We start from the raw sequence: 1074 nt of genomic DNA on the forward strand, positions 1-1074 counted from the left end.
GAACTGGGTCGCCGAGACCTGGGGTGAGATCGCGATCCATACCTCGGATTCCAATGCCGCGGCCGCGGAGGACGTCCGCGACGGTCTCGCGGACGCGGCGGTCTCCACCGCCCAGGCGGGGGGGCGGCGGGGGGGGGGGCCCCCGGGGGGCCCGGGGCGCTCCCGCCTCGGGGCCTCCCGCGCCCTGGCTGTTTGTGTGGCGCGGGCGCGCGGGCCCTGCGTGGTAACGCTGCGCTACCGCCTCCGGGCCTGACGCGCTCAGGCGGCGACGGTGGCCAGGGCTTTGATGCGATCCGGCCGGAAACCGGACCAGTGCTCGTCACCGGAGACGACCACGGGGGCCTGCAGGTAGCCGAGGGCCATCACGTAGTCGCGGGCATCGGCGTTCTCGGAGATATCGACGACCTGGTATTCCACCCCGGCCTTGTCGAGGGCCTTGTAGGTGGCGTTGCACTGGACGCAAGCGGGCTTGGTGTACACGGTGATCATTCGAGTCCCTCTCTCCTGTGCCAATGTGCGGTGTCTCGCGGTCTTCGTATGTCCGACCACTGCCTCCGGGCCGAGCCCTCCGCGTACTGCTCCGCAACCGGTGATCCGTTTACGGGGCGCGGCGCCGGCACGATCGGATGATCCTGCGCAAACTCCGAGGACCAGCCCTGAAACGCCACGTCCGGGCCGATTCCACCCGCCGCCGGCCGGTCCGTTGAACCACCGCCTTCGGGTACCGATGACACTACACCTAGTGGGCGACAGAAAGAAACGACACGAGATGTTGCGAACCACAACGATGTGATTTCACGGCTGTAAGCCGCAGGACAGCGTAGCGACACGCCGAATTCACCGTGGCCCAGATCACAATCGGGTGGGTCCAGTTCTTTTTCAGCAAACGCATCAGCACCGTCTGTCACACCAGTCGCCATTACCCCCAGCAGGACCTTCCGCCCCGATCAGGACAGCCCGAAACGCCCGAGGGGCGCCCCCGCGCCAACCGGGGGGGCCCCCCCGAAGGGCGGGGGGAGACGGCGGGGGCCCCGGAGCGCGCCCCCGGGGGCCCCGCCCGCCGCGCCCCGGGGG

General features: G+C 69.8%; 1 protein-coding gene and 1 pseudogene. One reads left to right on the top strand and one right to left on the bottom strand.

Translation table 11 applies throughout. The features are described 5' to 3' along the window. Positions 1-253, top strand: a pseudogene (locus tag QH276_RS00005) (hypothetical protein); the annotation flags it as partial. 5 nt (positions 254-258) lie between these two features. Here the strand turns inward: QH276_RS00005 and nrdH are convergent. Next, positions 259-489, bottom strand: a complete 231-nt coding sequence (nrdH, locus tag QH276_RS00010) for a glutaredoxin-like protein NrdH (protein ID WP_280401131.1) — start codon at positions 487-489, stop codon at positions 259-261. Positions 490-1074 lie beyond the last annotated feature (585 nt).

Source organism: Nocardia carnea, from assembly GCF_029869215.1.
Classification (GTDB): Bacteria; Actinomycetota; Actinomycetes; order Mycobacteriales; family Mycobacteriaceae; genus Nocardia; species Nocardia carnea_B.